21 protein-coding genes are annotated in these 19,765 nt (G+C 44.7%); 16 read left to right on the top strand and 5 right to left on the bottom strand.

Annotation, left to right across the window (positions count from 1 at the left end; genetic code table 11):
* Window positions 1-94 precede the first annotated feature (94 nt).
* The 8 genes from F461_RS0110880 (at window position 95) to F461_RS17720 (ending at window position 7,731) form a co-directional block, all read left to right on the top strand.
* Window positions 95-1,051: an ACP S-malonyltransferase gene (locus F461_RS0110880; protein WP_020001190.1), complete on the top strand. Its 957-nt coding sequence runs from the start codon at window positions 95-97 to the stop codon at window positions 1,049-1,051.
* Window positions 1,052-1,375: 324 nt separating this feature from the next.
* Window positions 1,376-3,022, top strand: a complete 1,647-nt coding sequence (gene argS, locus F461_RS0110875; RefSeq protein ID WP_020001189.1) for an arginine--tRNA ligase — start codon at window positions 1,376-1,378, stop codon at window positions 3,020-3,022.
* 24 nt (window positions 3,023-3,046) lie between these two features.
* Entirely contained in the window at window positions 3,047-3,856 is an 810-nt protein-coding gene (locus F461_RS0110870; RefSeq protein ID WP_020001188.1) for an SPOR domain-containing protein, read from the top strand.
* A 100-nt stretch (window positions 3,857-3,956) separates the two neighbouring features.
* Window positions 3,957-4,763 (top strand): MlaE family ABC transporter permease, encoded by an 807-nt coding sequence (locus F461_RS0110865; RefSeq protein ID WP_020001187.1) that lies wholly within the window; start codon window positions 3,957-3,959, stop codon window positions 4,761-4,763.
* An 18-nt stretch (window positions 4,764-4,781) separates the two neighbouring features.
* Entirely contained in the window at window positions 4,782-5,600 is an 819-nt protein-coding gene (locus F461_RS0110860) for an ABC transporter ATP-binding protein (protein ID WP_020001186.1), read from the top strand.
* A 37-nt stretch (window positions 5,601-5,637) separates the two neighbouring features.
* The gene (mlaD, locus tag F461_RS0110855) at window positions 5,638-6,084 is read left to right on the top strand and encodes an outer membrane lipid asymmetry maintenance protein MlaD (protein WP_020001185.1); all 447 of its coding nucleotides are present in this window, start codon (window positions 5,638-5,640) and stop codon (window positions 6,082-6,084) included.
* A gap of 124 nt (window positions 6,085-6,208) precedes the next feature.
* Entirely contained in the window at window positions 6,209-6,862 is a 654-nt protein-coding gene (locus F461_RS0110850) for an MlaC/ttg2D family ABC transporter substrate-binding protein (protein WP_020001184.1), read from the top strand.
* Window positions 6,863-6,873: 11 nt separating this feature from the next.
* Window positions 6,874-7,731, top strand: coding sequence for an MlaA family lipoprotein (locus F461_RS17720; protein WP_020001183.1), 858 nt, complete (start codon window positions 6,874-6,876; stop codon window positions 7,729-7,731).
* 184 nt (window positions 7,732-7,915) lie between these two features.
* On the opposite strand, the gene F461_RS0110840 is transcribed toward F461_RS17720, so the two are convergent.
* Together F461_RS0110840 and F461_RS0110835 are read right to left on the bottom strand one after the other, a co-directional pair.
* On the bottom strand, window positions 7,916-8,251 hold the full coding sequence (locus tag F461_RS0110840; RefSeq protein ID WP_020001182.1) for a cupin domain-containing protein: 336 nt from the start codon (window positions 8,249-8,251) through the stop codon (window positions 7,916-7,918).
* Window positions 8,252-8,324: 73 nt separating this feature from the next.
* Entirely contained in the window at window positions 8,325-8,642 is a 318-nt protein-coding gene (locus tag F461_RS0110835) for a cupin domain-containing protein (protein WP_020001181.1), read from the bottom strand.
* 212 nt (window positions 8,643-8,854) lie between these two features.
* Here F461_RS0110835 and F461_RS0110830 point away from each other — a divergent pair, with 212 nt between their 5' ends.
* From F461_RS0110830 to F461_RS0110810, 5 genes are all read left to right on the top strand, one after another.
* Window positions 8,855-9,139, top strand: a complete 285-nt coding sequence (locus F461_RS0110830) for a LysO family transporter (RefSeq protein WP_020001180.1) — start codon at window positions 8,855-8,857, stop codon at window positions 9,137-9,139.
* The gene (locus tag F461_RS0110825; RefSeq protein WP_020001179.1) at window positions 9,129-9,728 is read left to right on the top strand and encodes a LysO family transporter; all 600 of its coding nucleotides are present in this window, start codon (window positions 9,129-9,131) and stop codon (window positions 9,726-9,728) included. Before F461_RS0110830 ends, F461_RS0110825 begins: the two co-directional genes overlap by 11 nt.
* Before the next feature lie 142 nt (window positions 9,729-9,870).
* Entirely contained in the window at window positions 9,871-10,611 is a 741-nt protein-coding gene (locus F461_RS0110820; RefSeq protein WP_020001178.1) for a basic amino acid ABC transporter substrate-binding protein, read from the top strand.
* Between the two features lie 84 nt (window positions 10,612-10,695).
* Complete coding sequence (locus F461_RS0110815; protein WP_020001177.1) at window positions 10,696-11,484, top strand: amino acid ABC transporter permease; 789 nt, start codon at window positions 10,696-10,698, stop codon at window positions 11,482-11,484.
* Complete coding sequence (locus tag F461_RS0110810; RefSeq protein ID WP_020001176.1) at window positions 11,474-12,211, top strand: amino acid ABC transporter ATP-binding protein; 738 nt, start codon at window positions 11,474-11,476, stop codon at window positions 12,209-12,211. Before F461_RS0110815 ends, F461_RS0110810 begins: the two co-directional genes overlap by 11 nt.
* A 129-nt stretch (window positions 12,212-12,340) precedes the next feature.
* On the opposite strand, the gene F461_RS0110805 is transcribed toward F461_RS0110810, so the two are convergent.
* Window positions 12,341-13,693, bottom strand: a complete 1,353-nt coding sequence (locus F461_RS0110805; protein WP_020001175.1) for a dihydrolipoyl dehydrogenase family protein — start codon at window positions 13,691-13,693, stop codon at window positions 12,341-12,343.
* Window positions 13,694-14,024: 331 nt separating this feature from the next.
* On the opposite strand from F461_RS0110805, the gene tpx reads away from it, so the two are divergent.
* Together tpx and F461_RS0110795 are read left to right on the top strand one after the other, a co-directional pair.
* Window positions 14,025-14,540, top strand: a complete 516-nt coding sequence (gene tpx / locus F461_RS0110800; RefSeq protein ID WP_020001174.1) for a thiol peroxidase — start codon at window positions 14,025-14,027, stop codon at window positions 14,538-14,540.
* A 281-nt stretch (window positions 14,541-14,821) separates the two neighbouring features.
* Entirely contained in the window at window positions 14,822-15,268 is a 447-nt protein-coding gene (locus F461_RS0110795; protein WP_020001173.1) for a hypothetical protein, read from the top strand.
* A 169-nt stretch (window positions 15,269-15,437) separates the two neighbouring features.
* On the opposite strand, the gene F461_RS17715 is transcribed toward F461_RS0110795, so the two are convergent.
* Entirely contained in the window at window positions 15,438-15,674 is a 237-nt protein-coding gene (locus tag F461_RS17715) for a hypothetical protein (RefSeq protein WP_020001172.1), read from the bottom strand.
* A 92-nt stretch (window positions 15,675-15,766) separates the two neighbouring features.
* Here F461_RS17715 and F461_RS0110785 point away from each other — a divergent pair, with 92 nt between their 5' ends.
* On the top strand, window positions 15,767-17,896 hold the full coding sequence (locus tag F461_RS0110785; RefSeq protein WP_020001171.1) for a Tex family protein: 2,130 nt from the start codon (window positions 15,767-15,769) through the stop codon (window positions 17,894-17,896).
* Between the two features lie 98 nt (window positions 17,897-17,994).
* Here the strand turns inward: F461_RS0110785 and F461_RS0110780 are convergent, their stop codons facing one another.
* Window positions 17,995-19,647 carry an AMP-binding protein gene (locus F461_RS0110780; protein ID WP_020001170.1) on the bottom strand — a complete coding sequence of 551 codons (1,653 nt, stop codon included), beginning with the start codon at window positions 19,645-19,647 and terminating at the stop codon, window positions 17,995-17,997.
* Window positions 19,648-19,765: the final 118 nt, after the last annotated feature.

The following is a 19,765-nucleotide window of genomic DNA, read 5'->3' as shown; positions in this document are numbered from 1 at the left end:
CCTTGTCTTCTCTTGCAAGAGAAACTGAGATAGCCTATTAGGCTGTACCAAGCGACTTATAAAAAATGAATCAAACAAAAATGTGAGCATAGTTATGACAATGAACACCGATATAGCTGTTCTCTTTCCGGGACAGGGCTCGCAGGAGCCGAACATGGGACGTGATGTTGCAGAAACAAATGCAGACGTCATGTCTTTATGGAAAAAAGCTGAAAAAATCAGCGGCATTGATCTCCGCGGAATATACTGGGATGGCGACGAAGCCGCCATGGCAGATACCCGTAACTTGCAGCCTGCGCTTACTCTCGTAAACATCGGCCTGTGGATTGAAGCTTCCGGCTCATTACGTCCTACTTGCATGGCTGGTCATTCTTTAGGTGAATTCAGCGCACTTGCTGCTTCCGAGGCTCTTTCCGTTGAAGCTGTTCTTGAAGCTGTCTCCTTACGTGGCCGCCTTATGGCAGAAGCTGACCCAAGCGGCAGCGGCGCAATGGCTGCTGCAATGAAAATGAAGCTTGAAGCTGTTGAGGCTGTTGTTGCAGAAGTTGCAGAATCTACAGGGGAAATGATTCGCATTGCTAACTACAACACACCGGGTCAGTTTGTTCTTTCCGGCACCAAAACAGCTATTGCGGAAGCCGGGGTTAAGATCAAAGAACAAAAAGGCCGTGCGATTCCTTTGAAAGTTTCCGGTGCGTTTCATAGCCCGCTCATGGCTGATGCTGCTAAAGAACTTTCCAGCTACTTTGCAAAGCTTTCCTGGAACAACCCTAAGTACCCAATATACTGCAACGTTACAGGCAAGCCTGCAACTAAGTCCACTGATCTCGAAGAGATTATGCCAAAGCAGATGACATCTTCAGTATTTTGGATTGATACCATTACCAACCAGTTCAACGCTGGCATTCGTCAGTTTGTTGAAGTTGGTCCAAAAGGTGTTCTTTCCAAAATGCTCGGACAGATTTTAAAACCAGTTGCAGACTCTTCCGAATGGGAAAGTCTGAATCTGGGCAGCCTTGAAGCTGTTGAAACGTTTAAGACAACAAAATAATTCTGTAACCGGCAGCGTAATAAATTCTATACGCTGCCGGAGTTACCCCTCAAGCACGTCTTTTCAGCCATCGAAAAGTTTGCTAGAAAGATTAGTTCCTTTTTTGTCGCTTATTATTTTCACACATCTTGTAAGAATAATTAACGATATCAGACGCAACCGTACTATGGTAAATGGAGCTTCTCCCCTTGCGGAGTATCGGGGCACCAAACACCCCGTCCTCTGGAGAATCTCCTGAGACAATACGTTAGACCCGCTAAAGCATGCGACACACTTTGCTTTAGCTTATTTGATATACTCAACTTTATACGTGAATGGAAAGACATGCGCGCGAAGAATCATTTATACACAGCTCTGCAAGCAATTGTGGCTGACCTTGATCTTGAATGGCCTGCCAGAACAACCATTGAACCTCCAAAAGAGAAAAAGTTCGGTGACATGGCGGCAAACATTGCCATGGTTCTGGCCAAACCTGCAAAACGTAACCCGCGCGAACTTGCTTCTCTCATCGCTGAAAAACTCATTGAAGATCCAATGATTGACAACGTTGAGATTGCAGGCCCGGGCTTCTTGAACATCACTTTCTCCGTTGATTTCTGGAGAAACACCATTGCTATTATCGAAGAACGCGGAGAAGCCTTCGGCTCTGTCGATCAAGGTAAAGGTAAAAAAGTTCAGGTTGAATACGTTTCTGCAAACCCTACCGGTCCGCTGCACATTGGCCATGGCCGCGGTGCAGCTGTCGGCGACAGCCTTGCACGCCTTCTGCGTTTTGCCGGATACGACGTGTACACCGAATACTACATCAATGACGCAGGCCGTCAGATGCTTATCCTTGGCCAGTCTGTTCTCTTCCGTGCCCGACAGCTTGAAGGTGAAGACCTTCCTGATCCTGAAGATTTTTATCGTGGCGAATACATTAAAGACATCGCAAAAGAAGTTCTGGAACTGCATCCGGATCTGCTGAAAAAAGACGATGCTCTTGAAATCTGCCGCGAATATGCTCTCAACCAGATTCTCGACGGCATCAAGAAAGACCTTGGTGAATTCCGTGTTGAACATCAGAACTGGTTCTCAGAGCGTTCTCTCGTTAGCGCCGGTGCTGTCGAAAAGACATTCAACCGCCTTAAAGAAGCCGGTCTCGCTTTTGAACAGGACGGCGCTCTCTGGTTCCGCACCACTGAATTCGGTGACGATAAAGACCGCGTTCTGCGTAAGTCCGACGGCTCCCTCACCTACTTTGCTTCAGATATCGCATACCACGACAATAAATATGACCGTGGTTTTGAATTGAACGTAGACATCTGGGGAGCAGACCACCACGGGTATGTTCCGCGTATGCGCGCAGCTGTTGAAGCATTAGGCAAACCAAAAGAAAGCTTTGACGTAATTCTCATTCAGCTTGTCAACTTGCTCCGTAATGGTGAACAGATTGCTATGTCCACCCGTGCAGGTCAGTTCGACACACTGGAAGAAGTTGTTAAAGATGTTGGTTGTGATGCTGCACGCTTCATGTTCCTTTCCCGCAAAAGCGACAGTCACCTCGACTTCGACCTTGAGCTGGTGAAACAAAAATCTATGGACAATCCTGTGTACTATGTACAGTACGCAAATGCACGTATCTGTTCTGTTCTGCGAAAAGCCACGGAACGCGGCATTACAGTACCTGAAAAAGCAACCGCTGAAATCCTTTCTGCAATAAAAGAAGACAGCGAACTTGACTTGATCAAGCTTCTCGATCAATTTGAAGATGTTGTTGATTCAGCAGCACGTCAGCTTGCTCCGCACCAGATTAGTTTCTACGTGCAGGAACTCGCAAGTGCATTGCACAGCTTCTACGCTAACAACCCAATCCTTAATGCTAAGGATGAAAACATCATTGCAGCACGCCTTTGCCTGCTCCAGAGTGTTTCCAAGGTAATCCGTAACGGGCTTAGCCTTGTGGGTGTTGAAGCACCTGAATCTATGTAATTTAACTATAGGATGTTTGCCTGAATGGGCTTTGCACCGATTACATCAAAAGATAAAGACACAGGGAAAAAGCTTTTCACTTTTTCCCTGCGTCTTCCTGAGCTTATTGGCCTGAACGTCATTATTCTTGTCGGATTTGTCTGGGTCTTTATCTTTGGCCTGCTTGTAGGCCGAGGCTACCAGCCGGAAGAAGCAGTGCCGGAACTGAAGCACCTTATGCCCTCGCAGCAGCAAGTGGCAGAAGCTCCTCTTATGCCTATTGAACAGAATATTGGTTCGGAGACTTCAGCAAGTTCCAGCAACTCATCCGCAACGCGCCCTCTTAGCACTGCACAGGCCAAGCCCATTACAGAACAGCAAAAAGAGAGCGTTATCAAACCTGAGCAGTTAAACTTTTTTGAGCAGTTAAAAGCCAAGGAAGCATCAAATAGTCCGGCCACTGCACGCAAGCCTAAAACAGCACACGTTGTTGCGACGCATCAAAAAACGGCTCACGTAGCTCCCCAAAAGGTTGTACCAATACCTAAAAAGACTACGGAATCCAAACCATCTGTACAAAACCAACAAGCAGCACTTGAAAAAAATGCTGTTCAATTTGAATACATTTATCAGGTTGCCGCATCTACTAATAAAGAGGCTGCATCCACACTTCGCAAGACCATCGCGGCTAAAGGATTTACAACATCGTTAGCCACTGCAGTTATCAACTCCACTCAATGGTATCGCGTAAATGTACACTTTGTCGGTTCTCCTGCAGATCTCTCAGGCTTCAAAAGCCGTCTTGCTGTCGCAGGATACAGCAATCCGTTATTGAAAAAGAAAAAGCAGCGTTAACAAGTTATTACTGCAGAATCACAAGGCTTCACTTGACGGGATGATAGTAACTTCTCTATCATCCCCCGATTCAATTTGTGACCATAAGGAGCCTGCATTCATGCAACAGCAAACAGGCTTCCAGACTAACCCGATAGCCGCGCTTGGCCGCTCAACTATCGATTTCGTCAATAGTCTGGGGGAAATTTTTCTTTTTTTCTTAGAAGGTGCCAGCCTCATCGTCTCCTCCCCGAAGCAACTGACTAAAATTATTCGTCAGGTGTATTTTATCGGGTCTAAATCCCTTTTCGTTATTTCGCTTATCGGAATATTTACCGGTATGGTACTAGGGCTTCAAGGATACTATACACTGGTCAAATTTGGTTCTGAAGGATTGCTCGGAGCAGCGGTATCTCTCACACTCATCCGCGAACTAGGGCCAGTTCTTACTGCAATAATGGTTACCGGTCGTGCCGGCTCATCAATGGCAGCAGAAATCGGGGTCATGCGTATATCTGACCAGATCGATGCACTTGATGTTATGGACATCAACCCGATGGCCTATCTTGTTTCACCACGAATTGCAGCCAGCATTATATGCTTCCCGCTGCTTACGGCACTCTTCGACGTTATTGGCATTTTAGGTGGCTATCTGACTGGTGTTACAATGCTCGGCATTAATTCCGGTGTATACTTCTACAGAATCGACACCAGTGTTGTCATGTCGGATATCACCGAAGGCTTTTTAAAAGCATTTGTCTTCGGAATCATTGTTGCCACAATCAGCTGCTACCAAGGGTATAATACGCACAAACGAACAGACAGTGTCGGCCCTGAAAGTGTTTCTAACTCAACAACCGCCGCTGTTGTACTTTCCTGTGTACTAATTCTGGTAAGTGACTACGTAATCACTTCCTTCCTCTTATAACGCAGGGCGGATATTGCTATGTCAACGACTACATGGGACATTGAAATACAAGACCTCTGGGGAGGGTATAATGATACCAAAGTCCTCAAAGGTATTAACGGCGAGCTTCCTGCCGGGAAAATATCTATCATTCTTGGTGGATCCGGTTGTGGGAAATCAACTCTTCTCCGGCACATCCTTGGCCTCAACCGCCCGATGCAAGGCAGTATCCAGATTGGTGGATACGACTTTTTTGCACTGGATACAAAACAGTTCAGAAAAATTCGCCGCCGCATGGGAGTACTTTTTCAAGATGGTGCCCTGCTTGGTTCCCTCACACTTGGCCAGAATGTCGGGCTGCCGCTTTCCGAACATACGAAACTTCCGCAGGCAACGATTCGTAAAATTGTGCTGCATAAACTTGGTTTAGTCGGCCTTGCGGACTACATAGACTACTACCCGAACGAACTTTCCGGCGGGATGAGAAAACGTGCGGGACTTGCACGAGCAATTGTAATGGATCCCCAAATTTTACTATGCGACGAACCGACATCCGGTCTTGATCCCATCAACGCAGCAGAAATGGATCAGCTGTTACTCAGCATGAAGGAACATTTTCCTTCTATGTCTATTATAGTGGTAAGTCATGATTTAGAAAGTCTGCACAAAATTGCCGACAATGTTCTCGTCATCAATCAGGGTCAGGCTGCTTACTGCGGAAATCTTGAAGGATTACAGAGCAGTAAGGATCCTTACCTAAGACAGCTTCTTAGAAGACAACCAAACAGCATTAAGCAGCCTTCAATCGACCTTGGAGCAGACATTAAAGCTGAATTAGCTAACTGGCTAGAAAAGTAGTAGAATATTATAAAAATAAAGTATAAGAGCAGTCTCCATGAAATCATACTCAAAAGAAACCGCTGTGGGCATTTTCGTTTTAATATGCCTGTTATGCGTCGGATATTTGACTATTAAGCTGGGAAAAATGCAGCTTGGTTCTTCAAATACATATACGGTATACGCAAAATTTGAATCTGCAGCAGGACTTCGCGCAGGCGCAGGGGTAGAAATTGCCGGAGTACCTGTCGGGAAAGTAGCAGGCGTATCACTTGATCAAGAAGACTACCTTGCAACTGTAGCCCTTGCGATTCAAAACAACGTTAAGCTCAGTGACGATATCATAGCTTCTATCAAGACAAGTGGACTTATTGGGGATAAGTACATAAAGCTTACGCCTGGCGGATCTCCGGACTTGTTAGAAGACGGCAGTGAAATCACTGATACAGAATCAGCTGTCGACATTGAAGAACTCATTAGTAAATACGTTTTCGGTGGAGTTTAATCTAATAAATTTTTCGTATGTACTTTTACTCCACACCTGATATACTTACGAACTATCTATTTAAGATTTAAAATACTTTTCAGCAAAACCGACGCTACTTATATTACATACAGGGGGAGGTTTTATGACTAAAACCTACAAAAGACTTTTATCATCTGTAACTTGCATTTTTATATTGATCTTGTGTCTTATAAGTACAGCATTTGCAGATGCGGAACATGACGCAGAAGAAGCATTACGTCATGCCGTTAATGAAATCTCATATACACTCAAGAATGCAAGCCTTCAGAATGTCAATGAAGACAGTGCCGTTATAGCTGACCTTGAGAAAATGATACTTAACATTTTTAGCATGGAAGAATTTTCTATGCGTACAGTCGGTAGAAAGTGGCATTCGTTCACTCCGACACAAAAAGCAAAATTTAAAGATGCTTTCATTGAATTGCTCAAAGTAACGTATTTTAAGCATGTTAGAGAATACGACGGACAAAACCTTGCGATTTTGGGTAGTCGTTCAAATAAAGGCGGTACAAAAGTCGAAGTTCGTACCTCCGTTAACTATAAAAACGAAGACGTACCAGTAAATTACCGTATGCTAGACGAAAACGGCAAATGGATGGTCTATGACGTATTAGTTGAAGGTGTAAGCCTTGTTAAAAACTACCGAATCCAGTTCAAGGAACTCTTACGCAAAGGTACACCTGAAGAGCTTATTGCAAAACTTCAGGAAAAAGCCCAGCGAGTACGTCAGCAGCAAGCAACAGTTGATACCAAATAATTGAGGTAATAATGCGAAACTGTTTTTGGCTTATTCTTGCTCTTCTCATTGTTAACACACAGCCAGCGTATGCGGATGGAGAAATTCCGTTAGCAATGTCTAACGACACATTTCTTTCCCCCCCTGTTACGTCTCTGCTCTATTCATCATCCACACTTGTTGCGGACAATGATGACCCTTTCAGTGATGAACCAGAATTTTTTGATGACTCATCAGACTATTTTGATGACTCAGAGTATGATGAAGAAAATTCGGCTGTAGCCGTAACCGACCCTCTCGAGGGCTGGAACAGAATGTGGTTTAGTATCAACGATTGGTTATACATCGACGTTGGTAAGCCCGCACACGCTGCATACCGTATTGTAGTTCCTACATTTGCGCGCGAGACACTTGATAACGTCGTTATAAACTGGTTTGGCATGCCTCGCAGATTTATTAACGCAATTCTGCAGGCTAAATTTGCACTTGCCGGCATTGAGTTCTCTCGATTTGTGGTAAACACAGCATTCGGCTTTGGCGGTATGATTGACATTGCCAAAGACCTAAAACCTGTTATTCCACACACTGGTGAAAAAGAAGATCTTGGCCAAACCTTCGGAACTTGGGGCATACCTGCTGGGCCATACCTTGTTCTACCATTCTTTGGTGCGTCCAACTTTCGTGATACCGCAGGCCTTGTCGGGGGAGCTTTCCTGCCTCCTTCGTTAGATCCTGTTTACTTAAACTACGCTCTCTTTGCTGGGGCTCAGTTCAATACATTGGACAAACGAATCACAGTGTACGAAGATATTGTAGGCACCGCAATTGAACCATACATAGCCTTGCGCAACGCGTATTCTCAGTTGCGTACAGCACAGATTGAAAACTAAGTACAATTTGCTAAATAAAAAAATGCTCTGCTTTGAAGTTAAAGCAGAGCATTTTTTTTATCGATTTTTACGTAATGAACTCGTTATGCGGTTCAACATTTCACTCCAATAAAGCGCAACCTCACCAAACGCTGCATCATCACCAGGGCCGATTTTCGATCATTTGCGAGTCATAACCAATGTTTTATTTCTTAGCCTTTTTTTCAGGCAAAGGTGTAAAGCTTGCAAGAACACACATATCCTTTTCTGCCCGCAACCCATGAGGTATACGCAAATCAGCGATCACCACGTCACCTTGAACCAGAGCGTCAAGCACACCGTGCTTACCCAGCAAGAGCCCTTCGCCACTTAGTACGACTAACATGGCTTCGCCTTCTGTTCCATATGCCTTAACCGGGAGTTCCTGTCCTGCGAGTAAATGCAGGCTCTTAATCTTTGCACCAGCAGATTCATGAATCAGTCGTTCATGCACTCTATCGGGATTAAATATTCCACTCTCTAAAATACTAGTCTTTTGCATAGGAGCCTCCTTTCCACTATTGAGCATACTCGAAAGGCACCTTATGCAGACAGTATTTTACTCTTATTTTTGTTTAAATTGGAGGTGCAATGGTTACAACCAGACTCATATCTTTTGAAGCCCGAACACCATGCGGCACTTTTATTTCGCAAATCAGAACGTCACCAGCTGTTATAGAATCAAGCACACCATGCTCACCAAGAAGCTGTCCTTCACCGCTGAGCACAACCATCACAAGCTCGCCGTCCAGATTATGTGAATGCACTGGCATTTCCTGTCCAGCTTTCAAATTAAAGTTCATGACCTTAACGTTTTCCGATTCGTGAACCAGCTGCACGTGCATCCGGTCAGGATTAAAACTACGACTTTCTGGAATACTATTTTTATGCATATAAAAGCTCCTTTAATTCAGAGTATGATTTCATCCTAACGCATTAACAGTATAAATATGTGACGAAGGTCACGTAAAAGATGTGATATTCATCACACCAAGCTGGCTCAATTCTCTACAAAGTATCGTGCTTTGTTATTTGACAATAATTCTGTAGAAGTATACCCGCAATTCCTTCAAAGACTTCTCTAACTACTTTTCTGGGAGGCGTTATGCTTATCACCATCCTATGCATTCTGATAGGAATTCCGCTTGGTTTCCTCTTTCGCCACAACAAATGTATTGTCGACAACGTGAACCGCCTCACAATGTGGTCCATCTACGCGCTCCTGTTTATGCTTGGCGTAACAACGGGTTCAAATGAAACCATAATTACACAGCTTGGCACCATCGGCGTACAAGCTGCATGCATCAGTGCCTGCTGCGTGCTGGGAAGTGCAAGCGCTGTCTTTCTGCTAGATAAATTCATTCTGAAAGGACAATTCGATGAAAGGTAGCCTCATTATCCTGACCTTCTTCATTGCAGGTTGCTTTGTGGGGCACATGGACTCTGTGCCGACATGGCTGCTTAACGATGCTCTTTCAACCTACGTGCTTTATGCCTTACTATTTCTGGTTGGGATGTCTATCGGGTTCGATTCTCACTGCTGGACTATTCTTCGTGAGATGCACCTGAAAGTTCTTCTGGTTCCTTTTGCTATTTTTCTAGGAACTGCAGCCGGTTCTATTGCCGCATGGTGTATTATTGCCGATATGTCGATGCATGATGTACTCGCCGTAGGTGCTGGCTTTGGCTACTATTCTCTTTCGACTGTTATTATAACGAATCTAGGCGACCCGCTTTTAGGTTCTGTTGCATTACTTGCAAATATTATACGCGAAATAATAACACTTTTATGCACCCCTTTTCTTGTCCGTTTTTTTGGTAAACTTGCACCTGTTGCATCCGGAGGAGCAACTGCAATGGATACAACCCTTCCGATAATTGTAAAGTTTACAAGCGAACGCTATGGCATCATAGCAGTCTTTAGCGGCATGGTTTTAACAGTGCTTGTACCGTTTATTGTAACCTTCATCATGACGTAGTACTCAAAAGTACTACATAAAATTACTTTTTTGTATTTTTTCACATAATACAAGCGATTATCTGTTGACATTTAAGGCTCACAACGCCAGATTATAAGCGGGACGTTTATCAAACAAAAATTTTGTAAAGCAGGAGAACCCAATGCTGAAAAAAATAGTTCTTGCGCTGGTAGTTGTTGCAATGACCGCTTCCTTCGCCTTCGCACAAAAAACAATCGTGATTGCACATGACGCGACTTGGCCGCCAATGGAATTTGTTGATCAAAACAAAAATATTGTGGGCTATTCTGTTGATTACTGCGATGCTATAGCTAAAGAACTCGGCCTCACCGTTGAACACAAAAGTGTTGCATGGGATGGTATCTTTGCGGGCTTAGTTGGTAGAAAATATGACATGATTTCTTCATCCGTATCTATCACTCCTGAACGCCAGAAAAAATTTGACTTCTCTGACCCTTACTTTGAAGTAACTCAGGCCGTAATTCTTCCTATCGACGCATCCGGCGCTTCACTTACCGACCTCAAAGGCAAGACGCTTGGTGGCCAGCTTGGTACTACCGGTGTGTTTGTGGCAAAACGTGCTGAAGGTGTTAACACTAAAGAATATGATGAAATCGGCTTTGCTATTGAAGCACTCTACACCGGCCGTATTGACGGCGTAATCTGTGATGATGCAATCGCAGCGGACTACGTGCTGCGTAATCCTAAATACGCTGGTAAATTCAAACTCGCATTCATCGTTAAATCCGATAAGCCTGAGTACTACGGTTTCGTAGTTAAAAAAGGCAATAAAGAACTCCTCGACCTCCTCAACAAAGGTATCGCAGCAGTAAAAGCTAAAGGCATTGAAGCCGAACTTCGCAAAAAGTGGATCGGTCAATAAGAAGTCTCTGTACTTACAATAAGGGACTGGTACTTACAGAGCACCAGTCCTTTCTTTTTACTGCAACCAACAGCGATACCAATTATGAGCGTAGAAAAAAAAGAAGTACGCATTGCCGTTACAGACGGCATGCTTATTCCATCCGGCAAAGACAAAAGCATTATTACAGCCTGGAGCATTTCGCTTATTTTTGCGATTAGTTCCATCATTTACCTTTGTGTAAAAAATCCGGATCCATATCTGGATATTCTCAAATTTTTACCAGATGGAATTCTGGTTACCTTTGAAGTGACAGTCAGTGCTATTCTGCTCACTATTCCCATCGGGCTTGCAACCGGCATGGGAAGACTGTCCGAAAATAAAATTATCAACCTTATTGCCTCAACCTATGTAGAAATTATTCGCGGTATTCCACTTCTGGTTCAACTATTTTTCATCTATTATGCAATTGGTGAATTTGTTCAATTACCAGACCTCACCGCTGCAATCATTGCCATGTCCGTATGTTATGGTGCTTACATGGGTGAAGTATTCCGTGCGGGTATTGATGCGGTAGATTGTGGACAGACTGAGGCAGCGCGTTCTCTTGGCTTTAACAAGACAGAGACTATGTTTATGGTTATTCTTCCACAGGCTTGGAGAACTATTCTTCCACCTGTCGGCAACGAATTCATTGCCTTGCTCAAAGACTCCTCACTTGTCTCAATCCTCGCGGTTTCCGAATTACTGCGCAGAGGCAGAGAATATGCGTCCGTTACTTTTAACTATTTCGAATGTTACCTTATGGTAGCTCTCATCTACCTGATAATTACTCTCCTTCTTTCAAAAGGAGTAAGCATCATGGAAAACAAGCTGAATTACTATGACGACTAATCCAATCATCCAAGTAGAAAACGTCTACAAGTTTTTTGGACAGCTCACAGCGCTTAATGATGTAAGCCTGAACATTGCTTCAGGTGAAAAAGTCGTTATCCTCGGGCCATCTGGTTCTGGTAAATCAACATTACTACGCTCCATCAACCGCCTTGAAAAAATAAACAAAGGCCACATCATAGTTGACGGTCAGGATATTACTGCACCGGATTGCAATATCAACGCCGTACGTCAAGAGCTGGGCATGGTATTCCAGAGCTTTAACCTGTTCCCGCATAAAACAGTGCTGGGTAACCTGACAATGGCTCCAATGCGCCTTAAAAAAATGCCAAAAAATGAAGCAGAGGCCATCTCTCTGGAACTGCTTAAAAAAGTTGGTATATCTGACAAGGCACATGTGTTCCCTTCCAAGTTGTCCGGTGGTCAACAGCAGCGCGTTGCTATCGCTCGAGCCCTTGCCATGAATCCGAAAATAATGCTCTTCGATGAGCCTACTTCTGCACTCGACCCTGAAATGATCGGCGAAGTACTCGACGTTATGACAAACCTTGCCAAAGAAGGCATGACCATGGTCTGCGTAACTCATGAAATGGGTTTTGCACGTGAAGTGGCAGATCGGCTTGTATTTATGGATCACGGTGAAATCATCGAACAGGGAACGCCTGAAGAATTCTTCACAAACCCTAAGCATCCTCGACTCAAGCAATTCCTTGAACAAATTCTCTAAAAAAAAGGCCGGTTTTTCCGGCCTTTTCTTTTTCTTTCACTTTTGTCTACAGCGCTTCTACACCGTCGTTATCCGCCCTCTCTTGCTCTTGCTCTCTGAGTAACGACTAGTTAGCGTCGCAGACACAACCTATTTAAGCATATACCTGATTGTGTACCCGAAAGATGGATACGCCCAGAGCCATTTGTTCAACTCAGCCACAGTTGTTTTTGTCCGCATAGCGAAGGCGAAGATGTTAATTATCTCCTCAGAGTTATGCCCGTTAATAGTTGCTCCGAGGATGGTGTCATCAGTCCGGGAGACGACTATCTTATATGAAGGATACTGTTCACCAAGTCTGCGATATTCTGACCATCCGGATGCACTGCCTTCAAAAACTTTGTACGGGATATTATTCGCTTTGATTTCTTCCTCACGCAAGCCTACAGAGCTTAGCGGCGGATGTGTAAAAAGCGTATACGGTACTACGGAATAGTCTGGGTTTTCATTATTACCATTGAGGATATTGCTAGCAACCACGAGACCTTCCATTGATGCTACCGGCGTTAATTCCATGCTATTCCCAACGACATCACCCGCTGCGTAGACGCGTGAGTTTGTAGTGCTTTGCATAAACTCATTAACGGAAATTCCACCCTTTTTATTCAACTCCAACTGACCTTTTTTTGGGTCCAATTCTTCAACATGCGCAACCCGTCCAGCCGCCAGCACAACACAGTCAGCCCTAAAACCGATATCATCTTCTCCTGCGCTCAATATCAGATCATTACCTTCTTGTTTAAGAGAATTAGGGGGCATCATGGTATGAAGCCGTATCCCCAAATCCCGGCTTGCTTCAAGCATGCAATCCACAAGAGAAGAATCAAATCGTCGTAAAAAACGGTCACTTCGCAGTACAATATCTACCTGCGAACCAGCGATAGCAGCAATATGTGCCAACTCAAACGCAATAAACCCACCACCGACGAACACTATACGCGGTGGAAGCTCTTTCATCTCAAAAAATTCATCAGTAGATATCATTAACTCGTGCCCTTCGAAATCAACAGCGCGAGGAGTTGCTCCGGTTGCTATAACAATGTTCTCCGGCTGATACTTTTTTCTGTTAATGACAACAGTATCAGGAGAAAGAAATTTTGCCTTGCCATGAACCCCTGTGATACCTTGCTTTTCGTAGAATTGCTCCACAAGTGAGGGGATGGGATCGCGCATTTCTGCCATTGCTGTCATCATCTTATTCCAATCAACAGCAATACAGCCGTGCAATCCTCTTTCAGTCATATGTTTACGGCGAAGTGCTACGTTTGTTACATCAAAAAGAAATTTTTTAGGCTCACATCCTCGCAGCGGACACGTTCCACCAAAAGGCTGATAATCAGCCACCACTACCTGCTTACCTTTGGCTGAACAGATGCGCGCAACAGCTCCCCCCGCTGGTCCTGAACCGATTACAAGCACATCGGGCTTTTCCACTTTAGTCATGGACGCTTCTCCTTATTCTACAAAAATTCACCCGTAATCCTATCCGTGCAGTTAGTTTTTTCCAACTATTAGATGTAGTTTTTTATTGCATGACCTTTTTTATAACGAGATTGGATAAAACGATGCACCTGGCCTTACAAATAAAATAAGTGAAAGCAGCAGCCTTTTCTGTATAACGAGTGATGACCACTTAAAGTTTTGAAGAATAAAAAACACATTTTCTTAATAATAACTATTCCCATTATCTCTTTTTTTATGTAGAACAAACTCAACAAACGCAAAAACAGCCCAACAGGGCTATAATATGAACTTTATTGTCAGGAGAATTCTTATGTCTGAACGTTCTGGTATCATCACTTTCCAAGGAAACGGCCTTACACTTCAAGGGTCACCAATTGAAGTTGGCGATTCTGCACCTGACTTCTCCGTGCTCACTACAGAATTAGCACCAAAAACCCTTGCAGATTACACAGGAAAAGTAATTCTTCTGGTAACTGTTCCTTCTCTTGATACTCCAGTATGCGACGTTGAAGCCCGTCGTTTCAATCAAGAAGCAGCAGATCTTCATGAAGATATTAAAGTGCTGACAGTATCTACAGACCTTCCGTTTGCACAGGCTCGCTGGTGCGGTGCTTCAGGAATTGAATCTGTTGAAGTACTATCTGACCACAAAGACCTTTCACTTGGCCTCGCGTATGGCGTTGCGATTAAAGAACTGCGTCTCCTCGCCCGTTCAGTATTCGTCATCAACCGTGACCAAAAGATTGTTTACTCCCAAATCGTTCCGGAAGTAACCGATGAACCGGATTACGAAGCTGCGATCAAAGCAGCGCAAGCCGCTTTATAAATAAATAGCATACATCCTCTTTGGAAAAAGCCCGAGGCCCCTGTTTAGAATATCTGGACAGGGGCTAACTTATATATACGCCGCTGACTATTCGACAGCGTTTTTTCACTACACAAACGATTCTTTCTAATCCCATGACGCGTGGCTATAGTTACCACTCACTGCCGTGCAGCATCTTTCTTTCGCCTTCCTATTGCCCCGACAGCCACAATTCTGTACGTTGAACGCGCATTTTTAGGAAATGCCTTTATGTCTTTTCGCCAGAAACAAAGGGATTTGAAATGGATATTCTTGCAATACGTGACCATTTGATTGCAACTGTTATGTGCCGCATTGACAACTCCATAAGCAGCCGCGCCGAGGCTCTTAGGGAATTTATGGACGTAACTCTTCCTAATATTGAAAAAGATGCTTCTGCTGAGATTGCTCAACACATTCCAACATTGCCGGAAAATATTTATAGAAAATGGGCTGAAATGTTTGCAGACCGTATGCTGCAAACAGTTAAGACAGACCAGCTTGCCGACATGTGTGACAACACTGAAGAAAGCAATGCAACCATCGCACTCGTATACCTTATGTTTATGGAATCAGAGCGCATGGAAGTACAAATCGCAAAAGATTTGACAGACCTCGGAGTAAAATCCAGCGCCACTGATGAAGTTGGAAACTTCCTTGGCGGTTATCTTCGAACTGCTTTGGGCGCTCGGAAAGAGCAGCTACACTAGCACAATCTTTGCCCTGTCCTTGTACAGCTACTTTTTTTAATATGATATCTCGTATTAAATCGAGTCAGTAGTCTAAAAAAAAAGACCAAATTCCACTCAGAATTTGGTCTTTCATTTTGTTGCAGTGTACCACTACAACGGAACACGATTTCGCACTTGTCTTATCAAGCTACTTCAGTTCTACTCGGAGCCCATCTGGTTCCGACATAAGATAAACTTGTTCCTCTGTAGTCTTCAACTCGTGATCCATCCCTTGAAAAAGAGATGCCCGTGAAGTCCATTCATCATTAACGAAGACTTCCTGTGCTCCGCCATTTGACTCAAAACGCAACTGCGTGCCATCTTTAAGGGTCAGTAACTCAGTTTCACGAAGTACTAATGGCAAATCTTTGTACGTAAACGTCATAACTTCCTCCTTTCCCACATGGGCAATGCGGCTTTGACATAGTGTAAGTAACAACTAACATACCATACACAAGAAAGAGAGCATTATTTATAATGACAAACTCACAAAAAATTATCGCTCAAGAGCTTGGGCTTATCGAAAAAAACGTTGCCTCCGTACTAAATTTATTAGCAGAAGGTGCAACAGTTCCCTTTATTGCCCGCTATAGAAAAGAGGCTACCGGCTCTCTAGACGAAGTTGCCATTGCAGACATTCGTGACAAATACGACGTGCTGACAGCGCTCAACAAGCGTAGAGAATCCATCATATCAGCGCTTACAGAACGTGACCAGCTTACAGGCGAACTCTCGAACGCGTTACAGAAAGCTGGCACACTCTCCGAGCTTGAAGATATTTACCTGCCGTATAAGCCAAAGCGTCGAACCAGAGCACAGACTGCACGCGAAAGAGGTCTGGAACCTCTCGCAAACCTTATTTTTGAACAGGACAACTGTAAGCTGGCCTCACTTGTTTCTGCCTATATTTCTGAAGAAAAAGATGTTCCGGACGCTGAAGCAGCCCTAAAAGGCGCACGAGACATCATAGCAGAGCGTATTAGTGAAGACACCCCCACGCGTACCGTCTTCCGCAAGATCTTTACCGTAAAAGGTATATGCTCATCAAAACTGGCTCGCGGTAAAAGCGAAGATGAAGCTGCTACCTACAAGGACTATCTCAATTGGGAAGAACCCATTGCAAAAGCACCGGGTCATCGTCTGCTAGCCATGTTCCGTGGAGAACAGGAAGGTTTATTAAGCCTTTCTATCAGACCCGACGAAGGGCTGGCGATAACAGCCCTCACTAATCATTTTGTGGCCTCCCGCAACGACTGCGGCAAACAAATGAAACTTGCATGTGAAGATGCCTACAAACGCCTGCTGGCTCCTTCTCTTGAAAATGACATCCGTAGTGAATTGAAGACTCGTGCAGACATTGAGGCAATATCTGTTTTCGCCTCAAACCTTCGTGAGCTGCTGCTTGGAGCTCCACTGGGGCAAAAGCGTGTACTTGCTCTTGATCCGGGCTTCCGTACAGGAGCAAAGCTTGTATGCCTTTCCGAGCACGGGGATCTGCTACACAACGAAACTATCTATCCGACGTCAGGTGCTGGAAAAGAAGCTCAGGCAGGTGAACGTGTACGGACACTTGTAAAAAAATTCAACATTGAAACTATTGCCATCGGTAACGGAACAGCTTCACGCGAGACCGAAACCTTTGTCCGAAGTCTGAATATTCCTGATGTCACTATCAATATGGTCAATGAATCGGGGGCGTCGGTGTATTCCGCATCCGCTGTTGCCCGCGAAGAATTTCCCAATGAAGACATTACGGTACGAGGCGCAGTCTCAATTGGCCGTCGCCTCATGGATCCACTTGCCGAACTGGTGAAAATTGATCCCAAATCCATTGGCGTCGGGCAGTACCAGCATGACGTAAACCAAACAGAATTGAAAAAAGCACTGGACGATGTTGTTGCTTCCTGCGTGAACAGCGTCGGCGTAGAGCTGAACACAGCCAGCAAAGAACTGCTCACACATGTATCAGGTCTCGGTGCAGTTTTGGCACAGAACATAGTTAACTATCGTACTGAAAATGGTGCATTCAAATCCCGAAAAGAGCTTCTCAAAGTTGCCCGACTTGGCCCTAAAGCATACCAGCAATGCGCCGGTTTCTTGCGAATCCATGACGCCAAAAACCCGTTAGACGCATCTGCAGTGCACCCTGAATCGTACAAAGTTGTCGAACAAATTGCGAAAGATTTGGCCTCAAGCCTTCCTGATCTTATCGGAAAATCTGATCTCAAATCTAAAGTTCAACTGCAAAACTATGTCACAGAAACAATTGGTCTGCCGACTCTCAATGACATTATGCGAGAACTCGCACGCCCCGGACGCGACCCGCGAGAAGAGTTTACTGAATTTAAATTTGCAGATGTGCACAAAATTTCTGATCTTTACGAAGGAATGATACTGCCGGGAATCGTAACAAACGTGACCAAATTCGGTGCGTTTGTAGACGTCGGAGTACATCAGGATGGGCTTGTCCACATTTCACAACTGGCAGACCGCTACATAAGCGATCCTTCTGAAGTCGTACGTGTGCAACAAAAAGTTACCGTAAAAGTGCTTGAAGTTGATGCACCACGCAAACGAATTTCGCTCAGCATGAAAGACATCAGTTAATAACCAGCACCGCTGGCTAACAAAATTCTTAGCATAAAATAAAACGCTCCCTGAATTTCTTCAGGGAGCGTTTTATTTTATCTCAGGCTAGCTTATAGTTAGTCAACTTTAGCGTCCTGCTCACGAATTTCAACTCGTCGGATTTTTCCGGAGATAGTCTTCGGTAGTTCCGTTACGTAGTTAATAATACGCGGATATTTATACGGTGCAGTGACTTTTTTTACATAGTTCTGCAACTCTTTTGTCAGTTCGTCGGACTCAGTATAGTCTGGGGCCAACACAATCGTTGCTTTTACCAGCTGGCCTCGCAGATTGTCCGGCACACCGGTCACTGCTGCTTCGACAACAGCCGGATGCGCAACTAGCGCTGATTCAACTTCAAATGGTCCGATTCGGTAACCTGATGATTTAATCAGGTCATCCACTCGACCTAAAAACCAGAAATAGCCGTCTTCGTCCATCCATGCTTTATCACCAGTGTGGTAGTAGCCGTCAAACATTACAGACGCAGTTTTTTCTGGATCTTCAAGGTAGCCGGCGAATAAACCGACTGGAGCACCTTCAGAAGTTCTTACACAGATTTCACCTTCCTGCCCCGGATTACAGGCGTTGCCTTCAGCATCCATCAAGACAACATCCCAGCCCGGTGCAGGTCTTCCGATGGAACCCGGTTTTGCTTCCATGCAAGGGAGAGTAAGGATTTGCAGAGTCGTTTCTGTTTGCCCGTACCCTTCATAAATTGGCAATCCGGTCATTTTCTGCCACTCGCGGAATACGCTGTCATTCAACAATTCACCTGCAGTTGTGCAATGACGAAGTGATGACAAATCGTACTTGGCAAGATCCTGTCGAATAAGGAAACGATATACGGTCGGAGGTGCGCAGAAGGTGGTTATTTTATGCTCTGCCAACTGCTTAAGCAATTCTTCAGGCTCAAACTTACCACGGAAATCCCATACGAACACGGCGGCTCCTGCCATCCATTGTCCGTAAAATTTGCCCCATACAGCTTTACCCCAACCTGTATCAGCTAATGTCAGGTGAAGATCACCCGGCTCCAAGTCGTGCCAGTAAGCACCAGTTACGTAATGCCCCAATGGGTAAGTGTGCAGATGTTCAACCATCTTCGGCATACCGGTTGTACCGGATGAGAAGAAAATGAGCAGCGGGTCATTGCCACCTGCATTACGTTCCGGCTCCTGTGGACGAGAAAACTCAGACGGACCGGATTCAACAAGTTCATCATAGGCATGCCAGCCATCTACTACTGAGTCACCACCGGCCTGCACAAGACAGGTGAGAGATGGACAGGTAGCACGCGCAGCTTCAACACGTTCCGCCACAGAATCTTCAACAATCATACCGCGAATATTGGCACGGCGGACACGAAAATCAATATCTTTTACAGTCAACTGTGAGGGAGACGGAACTGGTACAAGCCCAAGTCTATGGCAAGCAAGCATAGAAACCCAGAACTCAACACGGCGGTACAGAATAAGCATTACTCTGTCGCCCTTTTTGAGGCCCTGCGTTTCTAAGGCACCAGCAAGTTTTGCGGATTGTTCCTGAAACCATGCAAAGGAGTAATCTTTACGCGAACCTGCATCATCAACATGCACCATAGCAAGACGCTCAGGTTCCTCATTTGCAATGGGATCCAATACATCAAATGCAAAGTTGAAGTTATCAGGAACACTTAGGGAAAACTCGTGTACAAACTCTTCATAGCTGGAACTGGAAAACTTTTTCATCACTCTATCCTTATCCCACTTAGGGACACCATTCACCGCCTACAGCGGTATTAACGTACTAACTTTTTGACAACATCCCCTGTGTCATGTCCCCTTCCGGCGTGCTTCAGCACTTGCG

This window comes from Halodesulfovibrio aestuarii DSM 17919 = ATCC 29578, from assembly GCF_000384815.1.
GTDB lineage: Bacteria > Desulfobacterota > Desulfovibrionia > Desulfovibrionales > Desulfovibrionaceae > Halodesulfovibrio > Halodesulfovibrio aestuarii.
This window is presented reverse-complemented; position numbering and strand designations above follow the sequence as displayed.

Bases quoted from the DNA above. Each gene is read 5' to 3' on its own strand.
- F461_RS0110880 (WP_020001190.1), top strand. From the start codon at position 95: ATGACAATGAACACCGATATAGCTGTTCTCTTTCCGGGACAGGGCTCG.
- argS (WP_020001189.1), top strand. From the start codon at position 1,376: ATGCGCGCGAAGAATCATTTATACACAGCTCTGCAAGCAATTGTGGCT.
- F461_RS0110870 (WP_020001188.1), top strand. From the start codon at position 3,047: ATGGGCTTTGCACCGATTACATCAAAAGATAAAGACACAGGGAAAAAG.
- F461_RS0110865 (WP_020001187.1), top strand. From the start codon at position 3,957: ATGCAACAGCAAACAGGCTTCCAGACTAACCCGATAGCCGCGCTTGGC.
- F461_RS0110860 (WP_020001186.1), top strand. From the start codon at position 4,782: ATGTCAACGACTACATGGGACATTGAAATACAAGACCTCTGGGGAGGG.
- mlaD (WP_020001185.1), top strand. From the start codon at position 5,638: ATGAAATCATACTCAAAAGAAACCGCTGTGGGCATTTTCGTTTTAATA.
- F461_RS0110850 (WP_020001184.1), top strand. From the start codon at position 6,209: ATGACTAAAACCTACAAAAGACTTTTATCATCTGTAACTTGCATTTTT.
- F461_RS17720 (WP_020001183.1), top strand. From the start codon at position 6,874: ATGCGAAACTGTTTTTGGCTTATTCTTGCTCTTCTCATTGTTAACACA.
- F461_RS0110840 (WP_020001182.1), bottom strand. From the start codon at position 8,251: ATGCAAAAGACTAGTATTTTAGAGAGTGGAATATTTAATCCCGATAGA.
- F461_RS0110835 (WP_020001181.1), bottom strand. From the start codon at position 8,642: ATGCATAAAAATAGTATTCCAGAAAGTCGTAGTTTTAATCCTGACCGG.
- F461_RS0110830 (WP_020001180.1), top strand. From the start codon at position 8,855: ATGCTTATCACCATCCTATGCATTCTGATAGGAATTCCGCTTGGTTTC.
- F461_RS0110825 (WP_020001179.1), top strand. From the start codon at position 9,129: ATGAAAGGTAGCCTCATTATCCTGACCTTCTTCATTGCAGGTTGCTTT.
- F461_RS0110820 (WP_020001178.1), top strand. From the start codon at position 9,871: ATGCTGAAAAAAATAGTTCTTGCGCTGGTAGTTGTTGCAATGACCGCT.
- F461_RS0110815 (WP_020001177.1), top strand. From the start codon at position 10,696: ATGAGCGTAGAAAAAAAAGAAGTACGCATTGCCGTTACAGACGGCATG.
- F461_RS0110810 (WP_020001176.1), top strand. From the start codon at position 11,474: ATGACGACTAATCCAATCATCCAAGTAGAAAACGTCTACAAGTTTTTT.
- F461_RS0110805 (WP_020001175.1), bottom strand. From the start codon at position 13,693: ATGACTAAAGTGGAAAAGCCCGATGTGCTTGTAATCGGTTCAGGACCA.
- tpx (WP_020001174.1), top strand. From the start codon at position 14,025: ATGTCTGAACGTTCTGGTATCATCACTTTCCAAGGAAACGGCCTTACA.
- F461_RS0110795 (WP_020001173.1), top strand. From the start codon at position 14,822: ATGGATATTCTTGCAATACGTGACCATTTGATTGCAACTGTTATGTGC.
- F461_RS17715 (WP_020001172.1), bottom strand. From the start codon at position 15,674: ATGACGTTTACGTACAAAGATTTGCCATTAGTACTTCGTGAAACTGAG.
- F461_RS0110785 (WP_020001171.1), top strand. From the start codon at position 15,767: ATGACAAACTCACAAAAAATTATCGCTCAAGAGCTTGGGCTTATCGAA.
- F461_RS0110780 (WP_020001170.1), bottom strand. From the start codon at position 19,647: ATGAAAAAGTTTTCCAGTTCCAGCTATGAAGAGTTTGTACACGAGTTT.